Source organism: Ensifer sp. B1-9 (genome assembly GCF_050474445.1).
In the GTDB taxonomy this organism is placed as follows: domain Bacteria; phylum Pseudomonadota; class Alphaproteobacteria; order Rhizobiales; family Rhizobiaceae; genus Ensifer.
Genome location: NZ_JBCHVG010000010.1, coordinates 84,786 through 110,082 on the forward strand (window position 1 = coordinate 84,786; position 25,297 = coordinate 110,082).

The 25,297-nt window shown below is 63.1% G+C and carries 26 protein-coding genes; 11 read left to right on the forward strand and 15 right to left on the reverse strand.

Annotation, left to right across the window (positions count from 1 at the left end):
- Positions 1-20: 20 nt before the first annotated feature.
- A complete protein-coding gene (locus ACQ5BM_RS19430) occupies positions 21-662 on the forward strand; it encodes a LysE family translocator (protein WP_429814651.1) in 642 nt (213 codons plus the stop codon).
- Between the two features lie 269 nt (positions 663-931).
- On the opposite strand, the gene ACQ5BM_RS19435 is transcribed toward ACQ5BM_RS19430, so the two are convergent.
- The 7 genes from ACQ5BM_RS19435 to ACQ5BM_RS19465 form a co-directional block, all read right to left on the reverse strand.
- Positions 932-1,726 (reverse strand): ABC transporter ATP-binding protein, encoded by a 795-nt coding sequence (locus ACQ5BM_RS19435; RefSeq protein ID WP_429814653.1) that lies wholly within the window; start codon positions 1,724-1,726, stop codon positions 932-934.
- Complete coding sequence (locus ACQ5BM_RS19440) at positions 1,723-2,601, reverse strand: ABC transporter permease (RefSeq protein WP_429814656.1); 879 nt, start codon at positions 2,599-2,601, stop codon at positions 1,723-1,725. Before ACQ5BM_RS19440 ends, ACQ5BM_RS19435 begins: the two co-directional genes overlap by 4 nt.
- 208 nt (positions 2,602-2,809) lie before the next feature.
- Positions 2,810-3,763, reverse strand: coding sequence for an ABC transporter substrate-binding protein (locus tag ACQ5BM_RS19445; protein ID WP_429814659.1), 954 nt, complete (start codon positions 3,761-3,763; stop codon positions 2,810-2,812).
- A gap of 143 nt (positions 3,764-3,906) precedes the next feature.
- Positions 3,907-5,142, reverse strand: coding sequence for a 23S rRNA (adenine(2503)-C(2))-methyltransferase RlmN (rlmN, locus tag ACQ5BM_RS19450; protein WP_429814662.1), 1,236 nt, complete (start codon positions 5,140-5,142; stop codon positions 3,907-3,909).
- 286 nt (positions 5,143-5,428) lie between these two features.
- On the reverse strand, positions 5,429-5,932 hold the full coding sequence (locus ACQ5BM_RS19455) for an invasion associated locus B family protein (protein WP_429814665.1): 504 nt from the start codon (positions 5,930-5,932) through the stop codon (positions 5,429-5,431).
- Positions 5,933-6,328: 396 nt separating this feature from the next.
- Complete coding sequence (locus ACQ5BM_RS19460) at positions 6,329-6,706, reverse strand: YkvA family protein (RefSeq protein ID WP_429814668.1); 378 nt, start codon at positions 6,704-6,706, stop codon at positions 6,329-6,331.
- Positions 6,707-6,796: 90 nt separating this feature from the next.
- On the reverse strand, positions 6,797-7,114 hold the full coding sequence (locus tag ACQ5BM_RS19465) for a 4a-hydroxytetrahydrobiopterin dehydratase (RefSeq protein ID WP_113535363.1): 318 nt from the start codon (positions 7,112-7,114) through the stop codon (positions 6,797-6,799).
- Between the two features lie 192 nt (positions 7,115-7,306).
- Between ACQ5BM_RS19465 and ACQ5BM_RS19470 the strand changes: the two genes are divergently transcribed.
- Positions 7,307-7,783: a low molecular weight protein-tyrosine-phosphatase gene (locus ACQ5BM_RS19470; RefSeq protein ID WP_429814671.1), complete on the forward strand. Its 477-nt coding sequence runs from the start codon at positions 7,307-7,309 to the stop codon at positions 7,781-7,783.
- Here the strand turns inward: ACQ5BM_RS19470 and thpR are convergent.
- The gene (gene thpR, locus ACQ5BM_RS19475; RefSeq protein WP_429814674.1) at positions 7,720-8,310 is read right to left on the reverse strand and encodes an RNA 2',3'-cyclic phosphodiesterase; all 591 of its coding nucleotides are present in this window, start codon (positions 8,308-8,310) and stop codon (positions 7,720-7,722) included. The genes ACQ5BM_RS19470 and thpR overlap by 64 nt on opposite strands.
- Positions 8,311-8,424: 114 nt before the next feature.
- Positions 8,425-9,066, reverse strand: coding sequence for an arylesterase (locus tag ACQ5BM_RS19480; protein WP_429814676.1), 642 nt, complete (start codon positions 9,064-9,066; stop codon positions 8,425-8,427).
- A gap of 65 nt (positions 9,067-9,131) precedes the next feature.
- Here ACQ5BM_RS19480 and ACQ5BM_RS19485 point away from each other — a divergent pair, with 65 nt between their 5' ends.
- The 4 genes from ACQ5BM_RS19485 to ACQ5BM_RS19500 all read left to right on the forward strand — a co-directional run bounded on the left by ACQ5BM_RS19485 (position 9,132) and on the right by ACQ5BM_RS19500 (position 14,057).
- Entirely contained in the window at positions 9,132-9,857 is a 726-nt protein-coding gene (locus ACQ5BM_RS19485) for an ABC transporter ATP-binding protein (RefSeq protein ID WP_429814678.1), read from the forward strand.
- Complete coding sequence (locus tag ACQ5BM_RS19490; protein ID WP_429814680.1) at positions 9,854-12,406, forward strand: ABC transporter permease; 2,553 nt, start codon at positions 9,854-9,856, stop codon at positions 12,404-12,406. The genes ACQ5BM_RS19485 and ACQ5BM_RS19490 overlap by 4 nt, the downstream gene beginning before the upstream one ends.
- Positions 12,407-12,630: 224 nt before the next feature.
- On the forward strand, positions 12,631-13,368 hold the full coding sequence (locus ACQ5BM_RS19495; RefSeq protein WP_429814683.1) for a Bax inhibitor-1/YccA family protein: 738 nt from the start codon (positions 12,631-12,633) through the stop codon (positions 13,366-13,368).
- Between the two features lie 131 nt (positions 13,369-13,499).
- Positions 13,500-14,057 carry an N-acetyltransferase family protein gene (locus tag ACQ5BM_RS19500; RefSeq protein WP_429815219.1) on the forward strand — a complete coding sequence of 186 codons (558 nt, stop codon included), beginning with the start codon at positions 13,500-13,502 and terminating at the stop codon, positions 14,055-14,057.
- Between the two features lie 223 nt (positions 14,058-14,280).
- On the opposite strand, the gene ACQ5BM_RS19505 is transcribed toward ACQ5BM_RS19500, so the two are convergent.
- From ACQ5BM_RS19505 to acnA, 3 genes are all read right to left on the reverse strand, one after another.
- Positions 14,281-14,685: a DUF2794 domain-containing protein gene (locus tag ACQ5BM_RS19505; protein WP_065374081.1), complete on the reverse strand. Its 405-nt coding sequence runs from the start codon at positions 14,683-14,685 to the stop codon at positions 14,281-14,283.
- A 310-nt stretch (positions 14,686-14,995) separates the two neighbouring features.
- On the reverse strand, positions 14,996-15,769 hold the full coding sequence (locus tag ACQ5BM_RS19510) for a DUF1223 domain-containing protein (RefSeq protein WP_429814685.1): 774 nt from the start codon (positions 15,767-15,769) through the stop codon (positions 14,996-14,998).
- A 214-nt stretch (positions 15,770-15,983) separates the two neighbouring features.
- Positions 15,984-18,674: an aconitate hydratase AcnA gene (gene acnA, locus ACQ5BM_RS19515; RefSeq protein ID WP_429814687.1), complete on the reverse strand. Its 2,691-nt coding sequence runs from the start codon at positions 18,672-18,674 to the stop codon at positions 15,984-15,986.
- Between the two features lie 269 nt (positions 18,675-18,943).
- Between acnA and ccmA the strand changes: the two genes are divergently transcribed.
- The 5 genes from ccmA to ACQ5BM_RS19540 all read left to right on the forward strand — a co-directional run bounded on the left by ccmA (position 18,944) and on the right by ACQ5BM_RS19540 (position 22,018).
- A complete protein-coding gene (gene ccmA / locus ACQ5BM_RS19520; protein ID WP_429814690.1) occupies positions 18,944-19,594 on the forward strand; it encodes a heme ABC exporter ATP-binding protein CcmA in 651 nt (216 codons plus the stop codon).
- Positions 19,595-19,645: 51 nt separating this feature from the next.
- A complete protein-coding gene (gene ccmB / locus ACQ5BM_RS19525) occupies positions 19,646-20,305 on the forward strand; it encodes a heme exporter protein CcmB (protein WP_429814693.1) in 660 nt (219 codons plus the stop codon).
- Positions 20,306-20,469: 164 nt separating this feature from the next.
- On the forward strand, positions 20,470-21,240 hold the full coding sequence (locus ACQ5BM_RS19530) for a heme ABC transporter permease (RefSeq protein ID WP_429814696.1): 771 nt from the start codon (positions 20,470-20,472) through the stop codon (positions 21,238-21,240).
- A complete protein-coding gene (gene ccmD, locus ACQ5BM_RS19535) occupies positions 21,237-21,413 on the forward strand; it encodes a heme exporter protein CcmD (protein WP_429814699.1) in 177 nt (58 codons plus the stop codon). The genes ACQ5BM_RS19530 and ccmD overlap by 4 nt, the downstream gene beginning before the upstream one ends.
- Positions 21,410-22,018, forward strand: a complete 609-nt coding sequence (locus ACQ5BM_RS19540) for a DsbE family thiol:disulfide interchange protein (protein WP_429814702.1) — start codon at positions 21,410-21,412, stop codon at positions 22,016-22,018. The genes ccmD and ACQ5BM_RS19540 overlap by 4 nt, the downstream gene beginning before the upstream one ends.
- A gap of 171 nt (positions 22,019-22,189) precedes the next feature.
- Here ACQ5BM_RS19540 and ACQ5BM_RS19545 read toward each other — a convergent pair whose 3' ends face one another.
- From ACQ5BM_RS19545 to ftsY, 3 genes are all read right to left on the reverse strand, one after another.
- A complete protein-coding gene (locus ACQ5BM_RS19545; protein WP_429814704.1) occupies positions 22,190-22,783 on the reverse strand; it encodes a DUF2585 domain-containing protein in 594 nt (197 codons plus the stop codon).
- Complete coding sequence (locus ACQ5BM_RS19550; RefSeq protein WP_429814706.1) at positions 22,780-23,412, reverse strand: septation protein A; 633 nt, start codon at positions 23,410-23,412, stop codon at positions 22,780-22,782. The genes ACQ5BM_RS19545 and ACQ5BM_RS19550 overlap by 4 nt, the downstream gene beginning before the upstream one ends.
- A gap of 99 nt (positions 23,413-23,511) precedes the next feature.
- Entirely contained in the window at positions 23,512-25,296 is a 1,785-nt protein-coding gene (gene ftsY, locus ACQ5BM_RS19555; RefSeq protein ID WP_429814709.1) for a signal recognition particle-docking protein FtsY, read from the reverse strand.
- Position 25,297 lies beyond the last annotated feature (1 nt).

A 25,297-nucleotide genomic window follows, 5' to 3' on the forward strand; every position in this document is an offset into this window, starting at 1 on the left:
TCGCGCCTCGGAGACCGATGATGGACTTCATTCCCAGCCTGCCAACCCTCTTGACCTTCGCGGCCGCGACGCTGCTTCTGGCGGCGACGCCTGGTCCGGACATGACGCTTTCGATCAGCCGCGCGCTGGCGCAAGGCAAGAAGGCCGCGCTCTTCGTCGTGCTTGGCACCAGCTTCGGCATCGTCGTGCATACGCTTCTCGTCGCCTTCGGCATCTCGGCGCTGATCACCGCTTCGCCCGCCGCCTTCGCCATCCTCAAGACCGGCGGCGCCGCCTATCTTCTCTGGCTTGCGGTGCAGGCGATCCGCTTCGGCTCCAGCATCTCCGTCCAGAAGGTCGAGGCGGCGGAGGGCACGGCTGTTGCCAACATTTCCGCGGGCTTCTGGGTGAACCTGCTCAACCCCAAGGTCATCATCTTCTTCATGACCTTCCTGCCGCAGTTCGTCAGCGCCGACGATCCTTCGGTCACCGGCAAGCTGCTGTTCCTCGGCCTGTTCTTCATCACGATCGGCATGCCGGTCAACATGCTGGTGGTCTTCACCGCCGACTGGCTCGCCTCCTGGCTTCAGCGCAACAAGGCGGCGATGCGGGCGCTCGACTTCAGCTTCGCCGGCGTCTTCTCGGTGTTCGCGGTCAAGATCTTCATGACGACGGCGCGCTGAGCCGTCTTCGGAGCTTTCGCCCCTCATCTGCCTGCCGGCATCTTCTCCCCGTTCTGACGGGGGAGGAGCGCATGCCGCAGCGTTCGGCGCGAAACGCGACCGTCGGCGGCGCTGTAAGCAAGCCTGGAAGGGTTGGGCGATTGCAGCCTGTACCGGTGTCTGGCGGGAACCGAGCGATCGCCGCTTGTCTCTTCTCCCCGTGTCCACGGGGAGAAGATGCCGGCAGGCAGATGAGGGGCAATCTCGAAGAGGACGCCAGTTAAGCTGGCTCAGCCAATCAGCAGCGCGTCGTCGTCGAGCGTCTGGCCGCGGATGCGGCGGAACATGGCGATCAGGTCCTCGACCTGCAATTCCTTGCGGCTGTCGCCGGCGACGTCGAGCACGATCTCGCCGCCGTGCAGCATGATGGTGCGGTGGCCGTAGTCGAGCGCCTGGCGCATCGAATGGGTGACCATCATCGTCGTCAGCTTGCGCTCCGACACGATCTTCTGCGTGAGGTTCATCACAAACTCCGCCATGCCCGGGTCCAGCGCTGCGGTGTGCTCGTCGAGCAGCAGCACTTCCGAACCCGCGAGTGTCGCCATGACCAGCGAAACCGCCTGGCGCTGGCCGCCGGAGAGCAGGTCCATGCGGTCGCCCATGCGGTTTTCAAGCCCGAGATTGAGCTCGGCGATGCGTTCGCGGAAATGCTCGCGGCGCTTGGGTCCGAGCGCTGCGGTGAGGCCGCGCGCTTCGCCGCGCTTGGCGGCGAGCGCCAGGTTTTCCTCGATCGAGAGCGCGCCGCAGCTGCCGGTCAGCGGATCCTGGAAAACGCGGGCGACGAGGCCGGCGCGGGCGGCGGTGCCCTTGCGGGTGACGTCGGTCTTGCCGATCGTCACCTGGCCGGCGCTCGGCAGCACATCGCCGGCGAGCACGCCGAGAAGGGTCGACTTGCCGGCGCCGTTGGAGCCGATGACGGTGACGAAGGAGCCCTGTTCGATCGTCAGGCTGACGCCGTTCAGCGCCTGCTTCTGCAGCGGCGTGCCCTTGCCGAAGATGACCTGGATGTTCTGGACGCTGATCATGCCGCACCTCCGCGACGAAGACGGGGAAGGATAAGGGCAAAGGTCACGAGTGCCGCCGTCACGAAGTTGAGGTCGGAGGCCTGCAGCCCGAGCATGTCGGTCGACAGCGCCAGCTGGATGGCGATGCGGTAGAGGATCGAGCCGAGCACGCAGCCGATCAGCGCGATCAGGATACCGCGGGCGCCGAGCAGCGTCTCGCCGATGATGACGGCCGCGAGACCGACGACGATGGTGCCGACGCCCGAGGTGACGTCGGCAAAGCCGTTGGTCTGGGCAAAGAGCGCGCCGCCGAAGGCGACGAGCGCGTTGGAGATCGCCATGCCGAGATAGATCTGGCGGTTGGTGTCGACCCCCTGCGCGCGGGCCATGCGGGCATTGGCGCCGGTGGCGCGCATCGCCAGACCGGCATCGCTTTCGAGGAAGCGCCAGACGACGATGACGGCGATGACGACGAGCACGCCGATGAACAGCGGACGGACATAGAAATCACGCAGGCCGAGGCCGTAGAAGGGCGACAGCATCGTGTCGGCATTGATCAGCGCGACGTTCGGCTTGCCCATGACACGCAGGTTGACCGAAAAGAGCGCGATCATCGTCAGGATCGAGGCGAGCAGGTTGAGGATCTTGAAGCGCACGTTGAGCATCGCCGTGACGATGCCGGCCACGGCGCCGGCGACCATCGCCACGCAGGCGGCAAGCCACGGATTGACGCCGGCGATGATCAGAACGGCGGTGACGGCAGCCCCCAGAGGAAACGATCCATCGACGGTCAGGTCGGGGAAATCGAGTACCCGGAAAGCGAGAAAGACGCCGACGGCAACGAAGGCGTAGACCAGCCCTAGTTCCACGGCTCCCCAGAAAGCGATTAGACTCAACCCCAGACCCTCTTTTCCACGTGTCGCGCTTGGTTGTCCTTATGTGCGCGACGCTCCCGCCTGGCATATTCGCCCGACGGCGGGGCGCCCATGCTGCTTAGAACTTTGGAGCGGCCTTCGATATCCCAGGCCTCTCATAGCGAACCGCCCCCGTATGGAACGGAGGCGGGCAAAACGCAACAAACTTGAACCTGAAAAGCCGAAAGCCTTACTCAACGACGCGCGTTGCGCGCTTTACGACACTTGCCGGAAGGGTGACGCCCATCTTCTCGGCGGCCTTCTTGTTGATCACCAGGTCGGAACCGGCGGCGACCTTCACGGCGATGTCGCCCGGGTTTTCGCCCTTCAGGATGCGAACGACGACGTCGCCGGTCTGCTTGCCGACGTCGTAGTAATTGAAACCGAGGGCTGCGAGCGAGCCGCGGGCAACCGAATCCGTGTCGGCGGTGAAGAGCGGCAGCTTGGCTTCCTCGGCGACGGCGACGGCACCTTCGAGGGCCGAGATGATCGTGTTGTCGGTCGGAACGTAGATCGCATCGGCGCGGCCGACGAGAGCGCGGGCCGCACCCTGGACTTCGGCCGACTTCGTGGCAGCCGACTCGACGACGGTCAGGCCGGCCTTTTCGGCTTCCGCCTTGAGCACGGCGAGCAGCGAAACGGAGTTGGCTTCACCGGAGTTGTAGAGGTAGCCGATCGACTTGGCGTTCGGCAGGATCTCCTTGATCAGCGCCACGTGCTCGGCGACCGGCGACATGTCCGAGAGGCCGGTGACGTTGCCGCCGGGCTTGTCCATGTCCTTGACCAGCTGGGCGCCGACCGGATCGGAGACGGCGGTGAAGACGACAGGGATGTCACGGGTCGAGGAGACCACGGCCTGGGCGGACGGCGTCGAGATCGGCACGATCACATTCGGGCCCTCGCCGGCGAACTGGCGGGCGATCTGCGCGGCGGTCGCCGGGTTGCCCTGGGCCGACTCGTAGATGAACTTGAGGTTTTCGCCTTCCTTGTAGCCGGCGGCGGCCAGCGCATCCTTCACACCGTCGCGGGCGGCATCGAGCGCCGGATGCTCGACGATCGCGGTCACGGCGACGGTCACCTCATCGGCACGGGCGGGCAAGGTGAATGCCACCGTAGCGGCAAGGGCGATGAGAAGTGAGCGCATGGGTTGTCCTCCTGAAATGATTTCCGCCTTCTTAGGAAACCGGTGACATGAAATCAATCGATAGGAACTGGATCATTCATCAAAGTTCTTCATCGATCCCCAAAGCTTGAGACCGTGGAACCTTGTTACTGTCTCTCTCGATCTCAGTCTTCACCGTGATTGGCGATCATCATCGCCTCGAAGGCCAGGCGATCGACCTTGCGCATGCGCTCGGATTCGGACTTCAACTGGCCGCAGGCGGCGAGGATGTCGCGGCCGCGCGGCGTGCGGATCGGCGAGGCGTATCCCGCCTGGTTGATGAAGTCGGCAAACTTCTCGATCTGCTCCCAGTCGGAACACTGGTAGTTGGTGCCCGGCCAGGGGTTGAACGGGATCAGGTTGATCTTCGCCGGAACGCCCTTCAGGAGCTTCACCAGTTCCTTGGCGTCTTCCAGGCTGTCGTTGACATCCTTCAGCATCACATATTCGAAGGTGATGCGGCGGGCGTTCGAAAGTCCCGGATAGGCGCGGCAGGCCTCCATCAGCTCCTTCAGCGGATACTTCTTGTTGATCGGCACCAGCAGGTCGCGCAGGTCGTCTCGTACCGCATGCAGCGAGATCGCCAGCATGACGCCGATCTCTTCGCCGGTGCGGTAGATCTCCGGCACGATGCCCGAAGTCGAAAGCGTGATGCGGCGCTTGGAGAGCGACAGGCCCTCGCCGTCGGACGCGATCAGAAGCGCGGTCTTGACCTCAGCGAAATTGTAGAGCGGCTCGCCCATGCCCATCATGACGATGTTGGTGATCTTGCGGCCCTCGGCCGGCACGATCGCGCCCTGCGGCGTGTCGCGCTCCGGGAAATCGCCGAGGCGGTCGCGCGCGAGCAGCAACTGCGCCAGGATTTCCTCGGCCGCCAGGTTGCGCACCAGCTTCTGCGTGCCGGTGTGACAGAAGGAGCAGGTGAGCGTGCAGCCGACCTGGCTCGAAATGCAGAGCGTGCCGCGGCCTTCCTCGGGAATGTAGACGGTCTCGATCTCGACCGGGCGGCCAGCGCCGCGCGCCGGGAAGCGCAGCAGCCACTTGCGGGTGCCGTCGCCGGAGATCTGCTCCTCGACGATTTCCGGCCGTGCGATGGTGAAATGCTGCTTCAGCATCTCGCGCATGTCCTTCGACACGTTCGTCATATGGTCGAAGTCGGAGACGCCGCGCACATAGAGCCAATGCCAGAGCTGGCTGACGCGCATCTTGACCTGGCGCTCCGGCACGCCCTTTTCGGCCAGCGCCTTTGCCATGTCCTCGCGCAGGAGGCCGATCAACGACGGCTTTTCCGCCTGGGGTGCTGCACGCACCTGCGGCGCCTTGACGATCTCCACCCGGTTCAGAATTTCAGTGGCTGCCATGCTCGTGATGTCCTGTCGTACGGCGTGAGGCCGTCCGGAGAGCGGGTCCGGAAATCGTCCTGATGCGCGAATTGAAATCGGTCGAGCCATCGAAAGCGGCCAATCGGGGCGCGGAGGCTCTCAAGTTGGGCCGCGCTTTAGCATTGTTTTGGCCAGGAGTCACGCGGCAGGCCCGGGAACGCAGAAGGCCGGCTTCGCAGCCGGCCCTATGCCTGGGTTTTCGCCTTCAGATGTCACGCAACCGTGTCGCAAGACCGCTGCACAGGTTTGCGGGACACGCCTGGGATTACTTGCAGGCCTCGATCTGCTTCAGCGCAGCGGAGATGCCCGAGAGCGAATAGGAATAGGAGGTTGCCGTACCCTTGCGCGACTTGGCGTTGACCGACATGGCCTTGCCGTTCTTCATCGCGGCAACGAGCGCCGGTTCTTCCGCCGCGTTTTCGACCCAGGCGGAATTGCCCTTGGTGAACATCACGAAGGTGCGGCCGTCGATGACGACGTTGACCTTGGAGTTCTCCTGCAGCGGGTAGCCCATCATCGCCTGCGGTTCATAGCTGATGTTCTGGCCCGGGCGCTGGGATACGAGGAAGAAGATGTCGCCGTGGTCGACGCCGGCCGGGCTCTTTTCCTTCGGAACCGAGAGGACGTAGCAGACCTTGCCGCCGCCGGCGTTGTAGGAATAGGCGCCCCAGGCGTTGAACTGCTGGATGCGCGTCGGAGACTGGGCGGCAGCCATGCTGGCGGTTGCCAGAACGAATGCGATTGCGGTTGCGATCTTTCTTACAAACATGAGGTCCTGCCGCTTTTCTTGCTCTTCGATCACCCGAAACAGGTCAGACGGGCGACGCGTCGTCATCATTTGAATTTGTTTTGACTTAATTCAGGTTACCAAACCGTCAACGATGGTCGAAAACCGCGGGTTTAGCCCCGAAACGGAGCGATTTGCTCCATTGTCCGGCGCCGTTCGACCGGTGATTCGTACGATCGCCGAACCAAGATCGATGTCGGATGCGCGGTACTTCGGAATGCTGTTCCGGAAGGATTCCTGCCCCAAGCCATTGAATGATGCCGAACGCGCCAAAGCGCACGACCGGCCTCATTCGCATGTCTATGCCACAAAGAATCAGGCAAGAGTTTGACTTTTGGGCGGGAATGGGGCGCCACAACCCGGGAGGCCAATCTCCTTTCAATCTTGCGGAGTATCGGCAAGGGTTTCGTCAGCCTTGGTGTAGTGCGTTTCCTTGATCTGGCCGCTGATGGCGGCGAAGGCCGCGGTCAACACCGCGACGTCGTCGGAAAAGCCGACCACGGCCAGCATGTCGGGGATGATGTCGATCGGCAGCACGAAATAAGCGAGTGCGGCAAGCAGGATACCGCGGGTCCGTGTCGGCGTCTGCGGGTCGATGGCGCAGTAATAGGCGGCGACAAGGTCGCGGCTGAAGGGGATCTGCCGCGCAGCCCGGCGGAAGGTTGGCCAGAAGCGCCGCTTCACGCGCTTTTCCCTGCGCTCCTGCTCGGATTCCTCGCCAGGCAAGAGAATTTCACCGATCTTGACGTCGTCCATCGTCCCGCTTCCGCTGATTCCAGAGCACCTTATCCGATTTCGCCTGAAAGCCGGATGCTCCGGCATTGCTCAATATGGGGAGTGGCCGTGCTATTTCAAATGATCGGGCATGCGACCCGCTGCCGCCTTGTCCATCCGAGCCGCCAGCTTGAAGTCCAGCTCCGTCAACCCGCCGGCGTCATGGGTCGTCAGCGTCACGTCGACGCGATTGTAGACGTTGAACCATTCCGGATGATGGTTGAGCTTCTCGGCAACGATCGCGCACTCGGTCATGAAGCCGAAGGCCTCGACGAAATTCTTGAAGCGAAAGGCCTTCCAGATCGAGTTGCCGTCCTCCGCCCTGACCCAGCCTTCCATCTTGTGCAGGTTTTCGGCAATCGTCGCTTCGTCGAGCTTTTCCGCAGTCATCGTCTCTCTCCCACACGTCGACCTGTTCGAAGGCCTACAGCGCCGCGCGACTCATGAGGCGCGCAAAGGTCGCTGTAGCACTTTGATTTGCTGCATGTCTTCGTCCTCAAATCGAGGTCGATTTAAGGAGACATGCAGTAGCTGCCGCGTATAAATGCGCACCAAACTTCAGTCCTGTCGAACTTGAATAGCATGAAACCGGTCAGAGTTCTTTTCGTTTGTCTCGGCAATATCTGCCGGTCGCCACTGGCCGAGGGCGTGCTGCGCGCGTTGGCGGAGCAAAAGGGATTGGCATCGGCGCTGCAGGTGGATTCGGCCGGAACCGGTGCCTGGCACATCGGCGATCCGCCAGACGGCCGCTCGATCCAGGCGGCGCGTCGGTACGGGATCGATATTTCGGCCCTGCGCGGGCGCCAGGTCCGGGCCGAGGATTTCCGGGATTTCGACCTGATCCTCGGCATGGACGAGAACAATGTCCGCACGCTGAAACGGCTGGCGCCTGAAGGCGCGGCAGAGAAAGTGCATCTTTTCCTGGACTATGCCTCAGGCCGCCGCCAGGACGTGCCGGATCCCTATTACGAAGGACCGGAAGCCTTCGAGGCGCTCTACCAGATGCTCGAGGCCGGATGCTCGTCGTTGCTCGTAAGGCTCGGCGCGCGCACCTCGTGAAGCGGGAAGACCTCCTCCGTGAGGTAAGGCCCGCCGCCGACCGAATCGCGCGATGACAGAAGCACGAAGCGCGACACGGTGAAGGGCGAGGTCATGAAGTTGCCGCGTCCGGAGAGGTATTCGACGACATCTTCGACGCGGCTGGAGCGCAGCCGGGCGAGCGTCACATGCGGTGTGAACTTGCGCGGATCCGGCTGCAGTCCGAGCCGCTGGCAGATGCGTTCGATCTCGGCCTGTAGCGCATACATTTCCGGCTGGTTGGTGACGCCGGCCCAGACCGAGTGCGGTTTCTTGGAGCCGAAGGCGCCTGTGCCGGTCAATTGAAGCTGGAATTCCGGTCTTTCGATCCGATCGAGCTTGTCGATGATCTCGTCGGCGGTGCGCCAGTCGACGTCACCAATGAAGCGCAAGGTGATGTGGTAATTCTCCACATCTATCCAGCGAGCTCCGGGAAGTCCTCCGCGCAGCAACGAAAGACTCATTGCTGCATTGCGCGGAATTTCGAGGGCGGTGAATAGTCTCGGCATGGCGAGCTCCCCGAATCTCTTGCAGATGTCTCAGCGAATCACGCATCGAGTCTGCACGCAACTAGTATTTGACACTTACGAATATTAACGTTCTCTTAACTGTGGACGATGTCATCACTCCGTCTTATTCAGCGTTGCCAGAAAGCGTTCGACCACGGGCAATGCCTTCTCGACCATCACGCCGACGCCGTCGCCATTGGGATGAATGCCGTCTTCCAGCTTGAGCTTCGCCTCTGTCACTACGCCGTCGAGGAAGAACGGGTAGAGTTCCAGCCCATATTTTTCGGCAAGCTCCGGATAGATCGGGTTGAAGCGGGCGGCATAGTCCGCGCCCATGTTCGGCGGCGCCATCATGCCGGCGAGCAGCACCGCTATGCCTCGGTCCTTGAGCCGGGTGATCATCGCCTCGATGTTCTTGCGGGTGGCTTCCGGCGGAATGCCGCGCAGCGCGTCGTTGGCGCCGAGTTCGAGGATCACGCCCTTCGTGCCATCAGGCACGGACCAGTCGATGCGGGCAAGGCCGCCGGAGGAGGTGTCGCCGGAAACGCCGGCGTTCGCGATCGTCACGTCCAGGCCCTTTTCCTTCAGCGCCTTTTCGAGCCGAGTGGGGAAGGCGTCCTGCGGCGGGAGCTGATAGCCCGCCATCAGGCTGTCGCCGAACCCCACAAGGCTGATCGTCTCGGCGCGTGCTGTCGATGATAACGCAATTGTCATCATCAGTGCCAAGAAAACCCGTTGAAATCCTTTTAATGCCATGGGCCTGTTCCTAAATCCCGAATGCCGTTTCTGTTCCCCATTTCGTTCATATAGGGTTGTTTCCCTTGGCCAGCACCATCATCGAACTCAAAAACGCGGATCTGACCCTCGGGGAGGCGGCAGCCTCGGTGCACGTGCTGAAGGGCATGAACCTCACGATCAATGCCGGCCAGTCGGTCGGCATCGTCGGTCCGTCGGGTTCGGGAAAGTCGACCCTGTTGATGGTGCTTGCCGGGCTCGAACGGCTGGATAGCGGCGAGATCGTCATCGACGGCACGCCGTTGCACCGGCTCGACGAGGACAGGGTGGCGGACTTCCGCGGGCGCAACATCGGCATCGTCTTCCAGTCCTTCCACCTCATCCCCAACATGACCGCGCTCGAAAACGTCGCGGTGCCGCTCGAACTCGCCAATGTCCCAGGCGCCTTCGAGATCGCGCGCAAGGAACTCGTCGCCGTCGGCCTCGGCGAGCGGCTCAGCCACTATCCCGGCCAGCTTTCCGGCGGCGAGCAGCAACGCGTGGCGATCGCTCGCGCCTTGGCGCCTTCGCCGAAACTGCTGATCGCCGACGAACCCACCGGCAACCTCGACGCCGAGACCGGACGCCAGATCGCCGATCTGCTTTTCGCCGAACAGCGTGACCGCGGCATGACACTCGTTCTCGTGACGCATGACGCGGCTCTTGCCGCACGCTGTGCGCGGCAGGTCCGCGTCCGCTCCGGCGAAATTGTCGCCGGCGGCGAGGCGGAGCCGCTTGTGGCGACGCCGCGCCAGGAGGCGGCTTCGGCATGAACGGCGTGTCATCGGTTCGGTTGCGGCCGCTTCTTGCCCTTCGCCTGGCGCTGCGCGAAATGCGCGGCGGACTTCGAGGTTTCTACATATTCCTCGCCTGCATCGCGCTCGGCACCGCGGCCATTGCCGGCGTCAATTCGCTGTCGCAATCGATCACCGCGACGATCGCCACGCAGGGGCAGGAATTACTCGCCGGCGACATCCGCTTCGAACTCAACAACCGTGTGGCGACGGTGGACGAGCGGGCCTATCTCGACACGCTCGGCACTGTTGCGGTTTCCGCCGGCCTGCGCTCGATGGCGCGGCTGCCCGACGGTTCCAACCAGGCGCTGGTCGAACTGAAGGCGGTCGATGCCGCCTATCCGCTCTACGGCGCACTGGAAAGCGGGCCGAACCGCCCGCTGCATGAATTGTTGGCGCGCGATGGCGAGACCTTTGGCGCCATCGTGGCACCGCTGCTGCTCGACCGCCTGGGTGTGCAGGTCGGAGATGAAGTCCTTCTCGGCAACGCCAAAATCCGGATCACCGGCACGATCGTCCGCGAGCCGGACGCCTTGTCCGACGGCTTCGGCTTTGCGCCGCGCCTGATGGTCTCGGCCGAGGCGCTTGCGGCTACTGGCCTGGTGCAGACGGGAAGCCTTGTCGAGCATAGCTACAAGGTGAAGGTCGCCGATCCGGCACAGCTTCCGGCCATTCGTGCCGATGCCGAGAAGCGCTTTCCGGCGGCCGGCTGGTCGATCCGCACCAGCGCCAACGCCGCGCCGTCACTGACGGCGAACATCACCCGCTTCTCGCAATTCCTGACCCTCGTCGGCCTGACGGCGCTGATTGTCGGCGGCGTCGGCGTTGCCAACGCGGTGCGCGCCTATCTCGATCAGAAGCGCAGTGTCATTGCGACCTTCAAGTGCCTGGGCGCTCCTGCCTCGCTGGTGGCGATGATCTATCTGGCACAGATCCTGATGATCGCCCTGATCGGCATCGCGATCGGCCTGATCCTCGGCATGCTGATCCCCTTTGTCGCGGCGCAATTCCTCGCCGACCTGCTGCCGATCTCGACCGAGTTTCATCTCTATCCGGGCGCCCTCGGTCTTGCCGCGCTGTTCGGCGTGCTGACGGCGCTGACCTTTGCCATCCTGCCGCTCGGGCGGGCGCGGGCCATTCCGGCAACCGCGCTCTTCCGCCAGCAGGGTTTCGACCCCTCGGGCTTTCCGGCATGGCCCTATTTGCTGGGCGCGGTCGCGTGTCTTGCCGCGCTGGCGGGGCTCGCGATCTGGACGGCCTATGATCGCTATATTTCGCTGGTGTTCCTCGGTGCGATCGCCTTTGCCTTCATTGTCCTGCGCGTCGTCGCGCTGTTGATCGCCTGGCTTGCGCGCCGCAGCCCGCGGGTCAACTCGCCGGCCCTGCGGCTGGCGATCGGCAACATTCATCGCCCTGGCGCGCTCACGCCTTCCGTCGTGTTGTCGCTCGGTCTCGGGCTGGCGCTGCTCGTGACGCTGGCGCTGATCGACGGCAATCTGCGCCGCGAACTCACCGGCAACATGGCGGAGCGGGCGCCGAACTTCTTCTTCGTCGATATCCAGGGCAGCGAGATCGAAGGCTTCCGCTCGGTGCTGAAGCGGACGATCCCGAAGGGCAAGGTCATCGAGGTGCCGATGCTGCGCGGCCGGATTATCGCCTTCAACGGCGAGGACGTGAACAGCCGCAACGTGCCGCCCGGCGGCCAATGGGTATTGCGCGGCGACCGCGGCATCACCTATGCCAAGAACAAGCCCGAGAACTCCACGCTGTCAGAGGGCACATGGTGGCCGGCCGACTATAGCGGCGAGCCCCTGGTCTCCTTCTCGGCGGAAGAGGCCGGCGAACTCGGCCTGAAGATCGGCGACACCGTGACCGTCAACGTGCTCGGCCGCAATATCACCGCCAAGATCGCCAATTTCCGCAATGTCGAGTGGGAATCGCTTTCGATCAACTTCGTCATGGTGTTTTCGCCGAATACCTTTGCCGGTGCGCCGCATGCGTGGCTGGCAACGGTCATCGATCCGGAAGCGACGCCGGAAGAAGAGGCTGCGGTGCTGAAAGCCGTCACCAACGCCTATCCGACGATAACCAGCGTGCGTGTGAAGGATGCTCTCGACATCGTGAACGGGCTGCTCGGACAGTTGGCAACGGCGATCCGGGCTGCGGCCGCGGTGGCGCTGATCGCGTCCGTCCTGGTGCTTGCCGGTGCGCTTGCCGCCGGCAACCGAGCCCGTATCCATGATGCGGTCGTCCTGAAAACGCTGGGTGCGACACGCGCGACCCTCATCCGGGCCTTCAGCTACGAATATGCCATTCTCGGCCTTGCAACCGCGGGTTTCGCCCTGTTTGCCGGCGGTGTTGCCGCCTGGTTCGTCGTCAGCCGCATCATGACGCTGCCGTCAAGCTTCCTGCCGGATGTCGCCATCCTGACCGTCGCCGGGGCCCTGGTGATGACCGTTGGCATCGGTCTTGCCGGTACGTGGCGCATTCTCGGGCAGAAGGCGGCGCCGGTCCTGCGCGAGCTCTGAGTACGTGCAGTTAACCGTAAATCCCCGTCGAGCTTGCCGGAAACGGCCGGATGCGTTCGAATCCAGGGGCTTCGGGTCTTGTACGCAACCGGTTTCGGCATCATATTTATCCACAGGCATGCTGGAGCTCCGCAGCGGCGCCTGGGCGTGGAAGCCAGCCTTTCAGAGCGAGACCGTTCGCCGCCCGACACCGTAACTTCCACCGGAGCTTAAATGAGGAAACAATGGCTGATCTGAGAAACTACCAAACCCGAATGTCGCCCGCCGGCGCTCAGGCGGGTGCCGTGATCGATGAAGGCCTTCGTGCTTACATGCTGAAGGTCTACAACCTGATGGCCCTTGGGCTGGCGATCACCGGCGTGGCAGCTTACGGAACCTATGCGCTTGCCGTCTCCAATCCGGCATTCGCCCAACTCATCTACGGTTCGCCCCTGCGGTGGGTCGTGATGCTGGCGCCGCTGGCGATGGTCTTCTTCATGAGCTTCCGCATCAATTCGATGAGCGTCTCCGCAGCGCAGACGACGTTCTGGATCTACGCCGCCCTGATGGGCCTGTCGCTGTCGTCGATCTTCCTGGTCTTCACCGGCCAGAGCATCGTGCAGACGTTCTTCGTCACGGCCGCGTCGTTCGGCGCCCTGTCGCTTTACGGCTACACGACCAAGAAGGACCTGTCGGGCTTCGGCACGTTCCTGATCATGGGCCTCTTCGGCCTGATCATCGCGTCGATCGTCAACATCTTCCTTGTTTCGTCGGCCCTCGGCTTCGCGATCTCCGTGATCGGCGTGCTGATCTTCGCTGGCCTTACCGCCTATGATACGCAGAAGATCAAGGAAATGTACTACGAAGCCGACGACAGCACCGTTGCCGGCCGCAAGGCGATCATGGGCGCACTGACGCTCTACCTCGACTTCATCAACCTGTTCATGTTCCTGCTGCAGTTCCTGGGCAACCGGAACAACTAAGCACGAAACGAATGACGGAAAAGGCGGCTTCGGCCGCCTTTTTTGTTGCCCAGATATGTTGTCATATGTTGATCGCGTCCCGGCTCCGTGGGAGTGAAGGACGACGAAACCTCGAGATGCAGTCTATCGCCATGTCCTTGAGTTTGCGTGACGCCACCTTGGCGGACCTTCCCGTCATCACCGGAATCTACCGCGAGTCCGTTCTGAACGGCGTCGCCACCTACGAGATCGTGCCCCCTTCGGAGGCGGAGATGCGAAGCCGCTTCGAGACGATTGTCGGCAACGGTTACCCCTATATGGTCGCATGCAACGGCAGCGGATCGATCGTCGGCTATGCCTATGCGTCCGCCTTCCGGACGCGCACGGCCTATCGCTTCCTGGTCGAGGATTCGATCTATCTGGCGCCGGAAGCGCGCGGCAAGGGCGCCGGCAGGGCGTTGCTCGCCGAACTGATCCGTCGTTGCACGGAACTCGGCTTTCGGCAGATGGTCGCGGTGATCGGCGGCGCCCATCCGGCCTCGATCGCGGTGCACCGCTCCCTCGGCTTCGAACTTCAGGGTACGATGAAGGCGACCGGCTTCAAGCACGGCCGCTGGCTCGATACGGCCATCATGCAGCTTGCGCTCGGCGAGGGGCAGGCGAGCGATCCACCGGAAGATGTCTATCCGGACACGCTCTATCAGAGCTGATTGCCCACATGTCAGACGGCGGGCCCGGCGTGCGCCGATTGCAGTCCGTCTTGCGTTCAGGCCAAAGCCAGGCGCCGGCAGAAACCGCCGCGCATCGCACCGGGCTGCTGCTGCAGATCAGGTCTTGAAGCGCATCGCGATCTTTCAGATCGCTCCTCGCGCTTTAAGATCTTGATATTTCGCATGTCGCGCAAAGCCGCTACGCACATTTGCGCGGCATGCCTCAGGTTTCCACCAGCTTCAGCACCTTGTCGAACACCTTGAGCACTTGGGCGAGCTCATGGCCGCGTTTCAGGATCGTGCCGTGAATGTTCAGCACGCTATAGGCGCCCTGTTTCGTCGACAGCTTCGGGTTCTTCTCGATCCGGTAGAGCGGCATCTCCCCCGATCGCTTGAATACCGAGAAGACCGCTCGGTCCTTCAGGTGATCGATGGCGTAGTCCCGCCACTCGCCCTCGCCGACCATGCGGCCGTAGACCCAGAGGATCTGGTCCAGCTCGCGGCGATGGAAAGTGATGGGGGGAGGGTTCTTGGCGTTCTTGTATTCGTGAAGATCGACAACCACTTCGGAAGTGGTCTCGCGCTGATGGCGCGCCTCGCCTTGCGGCAAATCCGGCTCATCGGTCATCGGCAATCCGGCCTTCTGTTGTGACAGAACGATAACAGTGTGCCTGACGTGAGCCGAAAAGCAAGCCGGAAGCCGTTGGACGATGAGGGCATTTCTTGCCTCTGCCCCATTTCAGTCAAATCGCCGCCCCAATTCACCGCAAAACTCGCGGGCGCTGACGGACAGAGTCGTTGCCACCGTATGTCCGGTCAGGTCGTCATGCTGCGGGAGTTCACCGAACGCAGCCATGGCCGGTTCGGTCCGGTAACTTCGAACCCTCAGCCCCAGCCCCTCGATGCTGCCGGGCCGAACCACCCCCTCGCGCTTCGCGCTAGAGTTTGCCCTGGGGGCCGGCGAGCACGGCGGCTGCGCCGACGATCGCGCCCGGCGTCTCCTTGTCCTTCATCGACTGCAAGAGAACGGCACAGCCACTATTGCCGGGGCGCTCGGTCAGGACCGTTGCAGGAAGGGTGAAGCTTGCCGGTTTTCCATCCCACATGCCGATCGTCTGAATGTCGCGCACGGCATGCCAGTAGGGGATTTCCTTGCCGCTGTTCTCGCCTTTCTCCATCTTCACGACTTTCGCACGGTCGAAATAGACGACGACGACGTTCGCCTTGCCGATGCCGCTACCGATGTTGATCTGGATCTCTTCGTCCTGGATCTTCGCATCGACGGGTACGGCAAGCCCCTTGCCTTCGGCCTTCATTGTTTCCAGCCGCGTCTTGATCGCCTGAAGATTGCCGCCGTTGAGATGGTCACGGCCATTCAAAATGGCCTGGGGCGTATAGACGCCGTTGCGACCGAGCATGCGGGCGTAGGCATATTGCCGCTCGGTATTTTCCTTGGAGGCGAGCGTGTCGGCCCAGCCGAGATAGTTCCAGTAGTCGACGTGATAGGCGAGCGCCACGACGTCACCGTCGTCGACCAGCGTCTTCAGCGCCGCATCCGCCGGCGGGCACGAAGAACAGCCCTGGCTGGTGAACAGTTCAACGACGCCTTTGATCACCTGTCCGTCCTGTGCCCCGGCCGGTGCACCAGCGGCTGTGAACAGCCCGAAAGCCAGTGCAAAAGGGCGAATGAGAGAACGGTCTGCGGATGTCATGGCGTCACTTCGTTGGGGCCGTCGGCCTACTCCTTGTGGGGGAGCTAATTACATACGCCGGCCAGGCATCAACGGAAAGTCACGTTGGAGTGAGGTCGCGGGTGAGTGCCATCTTGTAGCGGGCGTACCGGTATTTGCCGGCCGGAGAAGAAGGAGCCGGGGCGCCTTTCGGCGTCCCGGCTCCGATGTTTCACGGCATGTCGACCGCGGCCGATCAGGCGGCCAGGTCGCGCAGAACGGTCTGCAGGATGCCGCCGTTGTTGACGTAGGTCACTTCGTCCAGCGTATCGATGCGGCAGATCAGCGGAACTTCCTTCACGCTGCCGTCGCCATAGGTGATCTTGGCAACGCGCTTCTCGCGCGGCTGGACCTTGGCGAGGTTGTCGATGGTGACGACTTCATCGCCCTTGAGGCCCAGCGATTCCCAGGTCGTGCCCTCTTCGAAGACGAAGGGGATGACGCCCATGCCGACGAGGTTCGAGCGGTGGATACGCTCGAAGGACTGCGCGATGACGGCCTTGACGCCCAGCAGGTTGGTGCCCTTCGCGGCCCAGTCACGCGACGAACCGTTGCCGTATTCGACGCCGGCGAAGATGACGAGCGGAACGCCCTCTTCCTTGTACTGCATGGCCGCGTCGTAGATCGACATCTCTTCCTTCGACGGATAGTGGATGGTGTAGCCACCTTCCTTGCCATTCGGGCCGAGCATGTGGTTGCGGATGCGGATGTTGGCAAACGTGCCACGCATCATCACCTCATGGTTGCCGCGGCGCGTACCGTACTGGTTGAAGTCGGCAACGCCAACACCATGGCCGATGAGGTAGGAGCCAGCCGGCGAAGCGGCCTTGATCGAACCGGCCGGAGAGATGTGGTCGGTGGTGATCTTGTCGCCGAAGAGACCGAGAACGCGAGCGCCCTTGATGTCGGAGATGCCCGAGCCGGTCTTGCCCATGCCGACGAAGTACGGCGGGTTCTGCACATAGGTCGAACCTTCGTCCCATGCGTAGGTCTGCCCGGCCGGAACCTGAACGGCCTGCCAGTTCTCGTCGCCCTTGAAGACGTCCGCGTATTTCGTCGCGTAGAGCTCGCGCGTGACGTACTTGAAGATGAACTCCTGGATTTCCTTCGAGGTCGGCCAGATGTCCTTGAGGAAGACCGGCTTGCCGTCCTTATCCTCGCCGATCGGCTCCTTGGTCAGGTCCTTCTGCACGGAGCCCGCGAGCGCGTAGGCGACGACGAGCGGCGGCGAAGCGAGGTAGTTCGCCTGAACGTCAGGAGAGATACGGCCTTCGAAGTTGCGGTTGCCCGACAGAACGCCGGCGGCGATCAGGCCCTTGTCGTTGATCGTCTTCGAGATCGGACCCGGCAGCGGACCGGAGTTGCCGATGCAGGTGGTGCAGCCGAAGCCGACGAGGTTGAAGCCGAGCGCGTCGAGGTCCTTCTGCAGGCCGGACTTGGCGAGGTATTCGCCGACGACCTGCGATCCCGGTGCGAGCGAGGTCTTGACCCAGGGCTTGGACTTCAGGCCCTTGGCGACCGCGTTGCGGGCGAGCAGGCCGGCCGCGATCAGCACCGACGGGTTGGAGGTGTTGGTGCACGACGTGATCGCGGCAATCGCGACATCGCCATGGCCGAGGTCGTAATCCGTGCCTTCGACGGCATAGCGGTTCGAAAGCTGGCCGGGCTTCTTGTAGTCGTTTTCGAGCGCGGTGGCGAAACCGGAGGCGATGCTTTCGAGCGCGATGCGGCCTTCCGGACGCTTCGGGCCCGCCATCGACGGAACGACGTCGCCGAGGTCGAGTTCGAGCGTGTCGGTGAAGACGAGATCGGCGCCGTCGCCTTCGCGCCACATGCCTTGCGCCTTGGAGTAGGCTTCGACCAGCGCGATGCGCTGTTCTTCACGGCCGGACATGGTGAGGTAGTTGATGGTTTCGCTGTCGACCGGGAAGAAGCCGCAGGTCGCGCCGTATTCCGGACCCATGTTGCCGATGGTCGCACGGTCGGCGAGCGTCATGTTGTCGAGGCCCGGGCCGAAGAATTCGACGAACTTCGAAACCACGCCCTTCTTGCGCAGCATCTGAACGACCATGAGCACGAGGTCGGTCGCGGTGACGCCCTCTTTCAGCTTGCCGGTCAGCTTGAAGCCGATGACTTCCGGCAGCAGCATGGAGACCGGCTGGCCGAGCATTGCGGCTTCCGCCTCGATACCGCCAACACCCCAGCCGAGAACGCCGAGACCGTTGATCATGGTGGTGTGGCTGTCGGTGCCGACGCAGGTATCCGGATAGGCGGTGATTTCGCCGTCTTCTTCACGGGTCCAGACCGTCTGGCCCAGATACTCCAGATTGACCTGGTGACAGATGCCGGTGCCGGGCGGAACGACGCGGAAGTTCTTGAACGCCTGCTGGCCCCACTTCAGGAAGCGGTAGCGCTCGCCGTTGCGCTGGTATTCGAGTTCGACGTTGCGGGCAAAGGCGGTCGCCGTGCCGAATTCGTCGACGATGACCGAGTGGTCGATGACGAGGTCGACGGGAACGAGCGGGTTGATCTTCTCCGGGTCGCCGCCGAGCGAGACCATGGCGTCGCGCATCGCAGCGAGGTCGACGACGGCGGGAACGCCGGTGAAGTCCTGCATCAGCACGCGGGCCGGACGATAGGCGATTTCGTTTTCAGCCGTGCCCTTGTCGTTGAGCCAGGCGGCAATGTTCTCGATGTCCTTCTTGGTGACGGAACGGCCGTCTTCGTTGCGCAACAGGTTCTCGAGCAGAACCTTCATCGAGTAGGGGAGCCTGGATACGCCGGCGAGACCGTTCGCCTCAGCCTTGGGCAGGCTGTAATAGACGTAGTCCACACCGTTGACGGTGAGCGTGGAGCGACAATTGAAGCTGTCTAGGGATTTGGACACTGGATAATACCCCGTTCCGTCTGATCGCCAAAAACTGACGTACGAACGCCCGAGCGCCTGTGAAGCGCAAATTGGGATGCGGGTGCGGCCATTTCCGCTGTCCGTACGTGGAAATTCATTCCATGTTCGGCGCTAGGATGAAATTCACGCCGACCGCTGGCGTGTTGGCCGCCTTATAGATAATTTCTCCAAAACGTGCCAGAGCAACGAAGGTTCAATTGGAACTTTTTTTGCTCTGCGGAAGACGCGCGAAGGGAAGACAGATATTCATGCGCCTGCTGGCTGAAGGTTTGAGTGCGAAGCGCGGCGAGGATCTGATTTTTAACGATATTTCCTTCGCGCTTGGTACCGGCGAAGCCCTTGTCGTGACGGGTCCGAACGGCTCGGGCAAGTCCACTTTGCTCCGCGTTCTGGCAGGTTTGCTGAGGCCCGAACGCGGGCACTTGAAACTTGAGAATGGCCCCCCGGAAATAGCCAGTCCCGCAGAGGTCAGCCATTATCTCGGTCACCGCAACGCGATGAAGCGCGAACTGACGGTCGCAGAAAATCTTTCCTTTTGGCAGCGTTTCATGGGCGATTCGCCTGGAGGCCATGGCGTCGCCCTCGATGAGGCCGTCGAGGCTGTCGGTCTGCCTGACATAGCGCACCTGCCTTTCGGCTATCTCTCGGCCGGTCAGCAGCGCCGCATGGCGATGGCGAAGCTGCTCGTCGCCTACCGCCCGATCTGGATTCTCGATGAGCCGACCGCCGCCCTCGATGCCGGCGCCGACCGGTTGTTTGCGGATCTGGTGAAGGCGCATCTTGGCAAGGGCGGCATCGTGGTCGCAGCGACGCACCAGCCGCTCGGGCTCGATCAAACAAAGGAATTGCACATGAAGGGCTTCGAGCATCTGGCGGGAGGGGGCTGGCATGATGCGTAGGGGCGTGATGCATGGACGCGTGTCCGCGCTCGCCGCCGCGAGACTGGCGGTATGATGGCGCTCTTCTTCCGCGATCTGAAGCTGTCGATCCGTGCCGGCGGCGGCGCGATGATCGGCGTGCTCTTCTTCATGACCGTGGTCGCGGTCATTCCCTTCGGCGTCGGCCCGGATCTGAACCTGCTTTCGCGCATCGGCCCGGCGATCCTCTGGATCGGCGCTCTGCTTGCCTCGCTGCTTGGTCTTGACCGCCTGTTCCAGGCGGAGCGGGACGACGGTTCCCTCGATCTGATGCTGATGCAGGAGACGCCGCTGCTCTTCACCGTCTTCGTCAAATGCGCGGCCCATTGGGCGGCGACCGGCCTGCCGCTGGTGATCGCTTCGCCCTTGCTCGGTCTCTTCATGAACATGAGCGAGATTGCGATCGGCGCGACCATGCTGACGCTTCTGATCGGCACGCCGGCGATCACCTTCATCGGCGCGGTCGGCGCGGCCGTCGCCGTGTCGCTGCCGCGCGGCGGGCTGCTCGTTTCGATCCTGGTGCTGCCGCTTGCCATTCCCGTGCTGATCTTCGGCGTCAGCGCGGTCTATGCGGCGGTCGAGGATCCGGCGCCGTTCCTGCCGCCCTTGATGATCCTCGCGGCAATCACCCTGTTCTTCGCCGTTATCGGGCCGGTTGCCGCCGCCGCAGCACTTCGGCACGCGTCCGATTGACGCAATCGGCACGGATCGGCTGAAACTGTTTGCCGTTTTCCGCCGCGGCCGGCGCTAAGTCATTCAGATCGATCACGTTTATGATTGGTGACACCAACTGATCGTGATCGGTCGATTGACGGGGATCAATTGCAGCAGAGGGGCTTAAGCGTTAAAGAGCCATCATGAGCGAAAACAGCCTGGCCATCCGCAAATTCAGTGACCTCGCCAACCCGACACGGTTCCTGGCGTTGGCCGACCGTCTGCTGCCTTGGCTTGCCGGCCTGACGGCGCTGTTCTTCGTCGCCGGCCTCTGGCTTTCCTTCTCCACCGAAGGCGACTACCAGCAGGGCGAGACGGTGCGCATCATGTACGTGCACGTGCCCGCCGCCTGGTTGTCGATGATGTGTTATTCGGTAATGGCCTTGGCAGCCCTTGGCACCCTCGTCTGGCGCCATCCGCTCGCCGACGTCTCCTCGCGCGCGGCAGCACCGATCGGCGCCTGTTTCACCTTCCTGGCGCTTGTGACGGGCTCGCTCTGGGGCAAGCCGATGTGGGGCACCTGGTGGGTCTGGGACGCGCGGCTCACTTCGGTCTTCGTGCTGTTCCTGATGTATCTGGGACTGATGGCGCTCAATCGCGCGATCGACGATCCGGCACGCTCCTCCAAGGTTTCCGCGGTGCTGGTGCTGGTCGGCTTCGTCAACATCCCGATCATCAAGTTCTCGGTCGAATGGTGGAACACGCTGCATCAGCCGGCGAGCGTCATGCGGCTCGACGGGCCGACGATCGATCCGGAGTTCCTGTGGCCGCTGATCGTGATGGCAATCGCCTTCACGCTTCTCTTCTTCACGCTGCACATCGCCGCCATGCGCAACGAAATCCTGCGCCGGCGCGTCACGGCGCTGCGCCGTCTGGCGGCGCGCAGCGCCGGCAGGGGAGCCCGCACGAAATGATGAGCCACACCGCTTACGTCTTTACGAGCTATGGAATAGCGACGCTGACTGTGCTCGGCCTGATTGCCTGGGTCGTTCTGGACGGGCGTGCGCGTCGACGTGAACTCGCCGAACTCGAAGCGTCAGGCATTCGCCGGCGCTCGGCCGAAGCGGCATCGGGAGAGACACGATGACCAGCACCCCTGCGCCCGGCGGCGAAGAACGCAAACCCGGCCCCTTGCGTTTCGTCCTCGCGGCACTGCCGCTCATCATCTTCGCCGGGCTTGCGGCGATCTTCTGGAGCCAGCTCAATTCCGGCAAGGATGTCAGCGAGATCCCGTCGGCACTGATCGGCACCAAGGCGCCGAAGCTCGAGCTGCCGCCGCTCGAAGGGGCGACCCGCGACGGCCAGCCGATGCCGGCGCTGACCGATGCCGCGATCAAGGGCAAGCTGACGCTCGTCAACGTCTGGGCCTCCTGGTGCGTGCCGTGCCGTCAGGAGCACCCTTTCATTCGGGAACTGGCGAAGGATCCGCGGCTCACCGTCGTCGGCATCAACTACAAGGACCAGAACGAAAACGCCCTGCGCTTCCTCGGCGAACTCGGCAATCCCTTCGCCGCGATCGGCGTCGACCCACGCGGCAAGGCGGCGATCGATTGGGGCGTCTACGGCATCCCGGAATCCTACCTCGTCGGGCCTGATGGTACGATCCTCTACAAGCGTGTCGGTCCCTTTGACGAGAACAGCGTCAAGACCGGCCTGCTGCCGGCGATCGAGAAGGCGATTGCGGGTTCGTAAGTCCGGCGCGCTGTCGACAGATTAGCCCCTCATTCGGCCTGCCGGCCACCTTACTGATCCGGCCTGCAGCGGTGATGCGGAGGAGGAGGGTGCGTCATCTCCCTTCTCCCCGCTTGCGGGGAGAAGGTTGCGGCAGCGTGATGAGGGGCGGGGCCGAAGTCTGACGCCCGCCTAAATCCCCGCCTGCCATTCCCTGACGGCGTCGAGCGGCCAGGCCAGCATCAGTACGTTGAGCGTGAGATTGTCGCGGATCAGCCAGCCGGTGAAGATCTCGAAGACGATGGCGACCGTCACCGTCAGCCAGATGGGCATACGGGCGGCGAACAGGAAGCCGGCGACCATGGCCAGCGTGTCCATGGTGGAATTGAGGACGCTGTCGCCGAAATAGTCGAGCGAGATTGTTGCCGAGCGGTAGCGGTTGATCACCATTGGGGTGTTTTCGGCGATCTCCCAGGCGGATTCGATCACCGTCGCCAGGAACAGCTTTGCCGACAGCGGCTTGCCGCGCAACAGCAGGTGGCCGAGGCCGTAGAACAGGAAGCCGTGGATGATGTGCGACGGCGTGTACCAGTCGGCGATGTGCTGCGAGTTGCCGCTGGATTTTACCACGGGCTCGAAGAGCTTGACGTAGCCGCACTCGCAGATCCAGAGACGGCCCATCAGATGCTGGGTGATGATCTGGATGATGAGGACCGCGAAACAGGCGGCCAGCCAGAAGAGTGCGCGCCGGTTGCGGCTGTCATTCTCCTCGAGAGCAGTGCTCACTCGGCGTTCTCCTGGTCAAGCGAGTGCTTCATGATCAAAGGCATCTGGGCGAGCGTGAACAGGATGGTGATCGGCATCGTGCCCCAGACCTTGAAGGCGACCCAGAAGTCGGTCGAGAACGAGCGCCAGACCACCTCGTTGAGCACGGCGAGGAACAGGAAGAACACACCCCAGCGCAGCGTGAGTTTGCGCCAGCCGGGTTCGTCGAGCTTGAAGGCGGAGTGGAAGACGTAGCCGAGCAGCGACTTGCCGAACAGGAGGCCACCGAGCAGGATCGCGCCGAACAGCGTGTTGACGATCGTCGGCTTCATCTTGATGAAGGTGTCGTTCTGCAGCCAGAGCGTCAGCGCGCCGAAGACGAAGACGACGATGCCCGAGATCAGCGGCATCATCGGCAGCGTGCGGGTCAGCATCCAGGAGACGATGAGCGCGATTGCGGTCGCGGCCATGAAGAGGCCGGTGGCGATGAAGATCGGACCGCCGAGTTCGGCCAGCGCCGGGAAATGCCCGGCCAGCCATTCGCCGCGCGAATTGGCGAAGAAGAAGACCATCAGAGGCCCAAGCTCCAGCACCATCTTGAGCAAGGGGCTGACTTCCTTCTGCGGCTTGGTAGCCTCGATCGTCGACATCTGGGGGTCCTGTTTTCGCATGTGCCTGCTGCTCTTAACACCAGCTTTGCGGCAAAACCATATCAAGACGGCGGCTTCACGCCAACGCGCAACGCCTCGTCAGGCGGCGACGCCAGCGATCGCTTCGGCAAAATCCTTGGCCTCGAACGGTTCCAGATCGTCGACGCCTTCGCCGACGCCGATGAAATAGACCGGCAGCTTATGCTTGGCGGAGATGGCGACGAGGATGCCGCCGCGCGCCGTGCCGTCGAGCTTGGTCATGATCAGGCCGCTGACGCCGGCGACGTTGCGGAAGATCTCGACCTGCTGCAGGGCGTTCTGTCCGGTGGTGGCGTCGAGGGTCTGCAGCACGGTATGCGGCGCGTCCGGATCGAGCTTGCCGAGCACGCGGACGATCTTTTCGAGCTCGGCCATCAGCTCCGCCTTGTTCTGCAGGCGGCCGGCGGTGTCGATGATCAGGACGTCGGACTTCTTCTCGCGCGCCTGCTGGAACGCCTCATAGGCAAGGCCGGCCGCATCGGCACCGAGTTTGGAGGCAACGATGTCGGAGTTTGTGCGCTCCGCCCAGATCTTGAGCTGCTCGATCGCCGCGGCCCGGAAGGTGTCGCCGGCAGCGAGCATGACCTTGAGGCCGGCGCCCGAAAGTTTGGCGGCGAGCTTGCCGATCGTCGTGGTCTTGCCGGTGCCGTTGACGCCGACCACCAGGATGACGTGCGGCTTGTGGCTAAGATCCAGCTCCAGCGGCTTGGCGACGGGCGAAAGTACCTTGGCGATCTCGCCGGCCATGATGCGAGAGACGTCCTCGCCGGAAACATCCTTGCCGTAGCGCTCGGAGGCGAGCGTATCGGTGATGCGCATCGCCGTTTCGACGCCGAGGTCGGCCTGGATCAACAGGTCTTCGAGGTCCTGCAGCGTCGCTTCGTCGAGCTTGCGCTGGGTGAAGAGGCTGGCGATCTGGCTGGTGAGCTGCGACGAGGTGCGCGCAAGGCCGCGGCGCAGCCGCTGGTACCAGGTGAGCTTTTCCTTCGGCGCGGCGACCGGTTCCTCCCTGGGTTTGCGCTCGGTGGCCGAGAAGCCCTTGGGGAGGGCACGGGCTGCGGCTAGCTCGGCTTCGCCTGCCTCGCTCGGCGCGATGTCGGTCGTTGCCTCTGCGGCGGTGTTCTCTGCTGTCTCGGAGCCTTCTTGCAGGGCTGCGGCTTCACCCTCTGCCTTGCCGGGCATCTCCCCCACAGTGGGGGAGATTGCGCTGGGCTCGCCCGCGGCGTCCAAGGAGAGCTCCTCGCTGGCCGGGGTTTCCGGCGCGGATGCCGGGGCGCCATCATCTGCCGTTGCCTCGAGACGCTCGGCATTGTCTGCAACCTCTGCATGGGGGGCGGAGGTTACGAGTGTGCCATCCGCATCCACGGGCTCCTCGTCAGCGACAGCTTCCGCAGCTTCGATAGCTGATGGTGTTTCTTCAGCGGCGGCCTCGGTCTCCACCTGTTCTCCCCCCTTGTGGGGGAGATGTCCCGAAGGGACAGAGGGGGGTACTGCAGCATCTTCGATGGCCGCGGTTTCGATCTCGTCGGTAGCCAACTCTTCGGCATCATCCGAAGCCGGTCCACCGGCGGTCTCGATCTCGGCTTCGAGCACCGGATCGTCCTCGGAGAGAGGCAGCGTCTCGATATCAACAGGCGGTTCGAAGGCGGCTTCGGGGCTTTCCTCGACGATCTCTGCCTCGGCGACAGGGGCAGACGGCTTGACTGCCTCAGCGCTTGGCTCAGGCTGCCGCTCCGCCTCGGGCGAAGAGACAATCGTCTCGTCAGGCACACCTTCCGGCGGCTTCGTTTCCTCCACCGCACCCTTGCCGAAGGTGAAGATCCTCTTGATGAAACCCATTGCCATT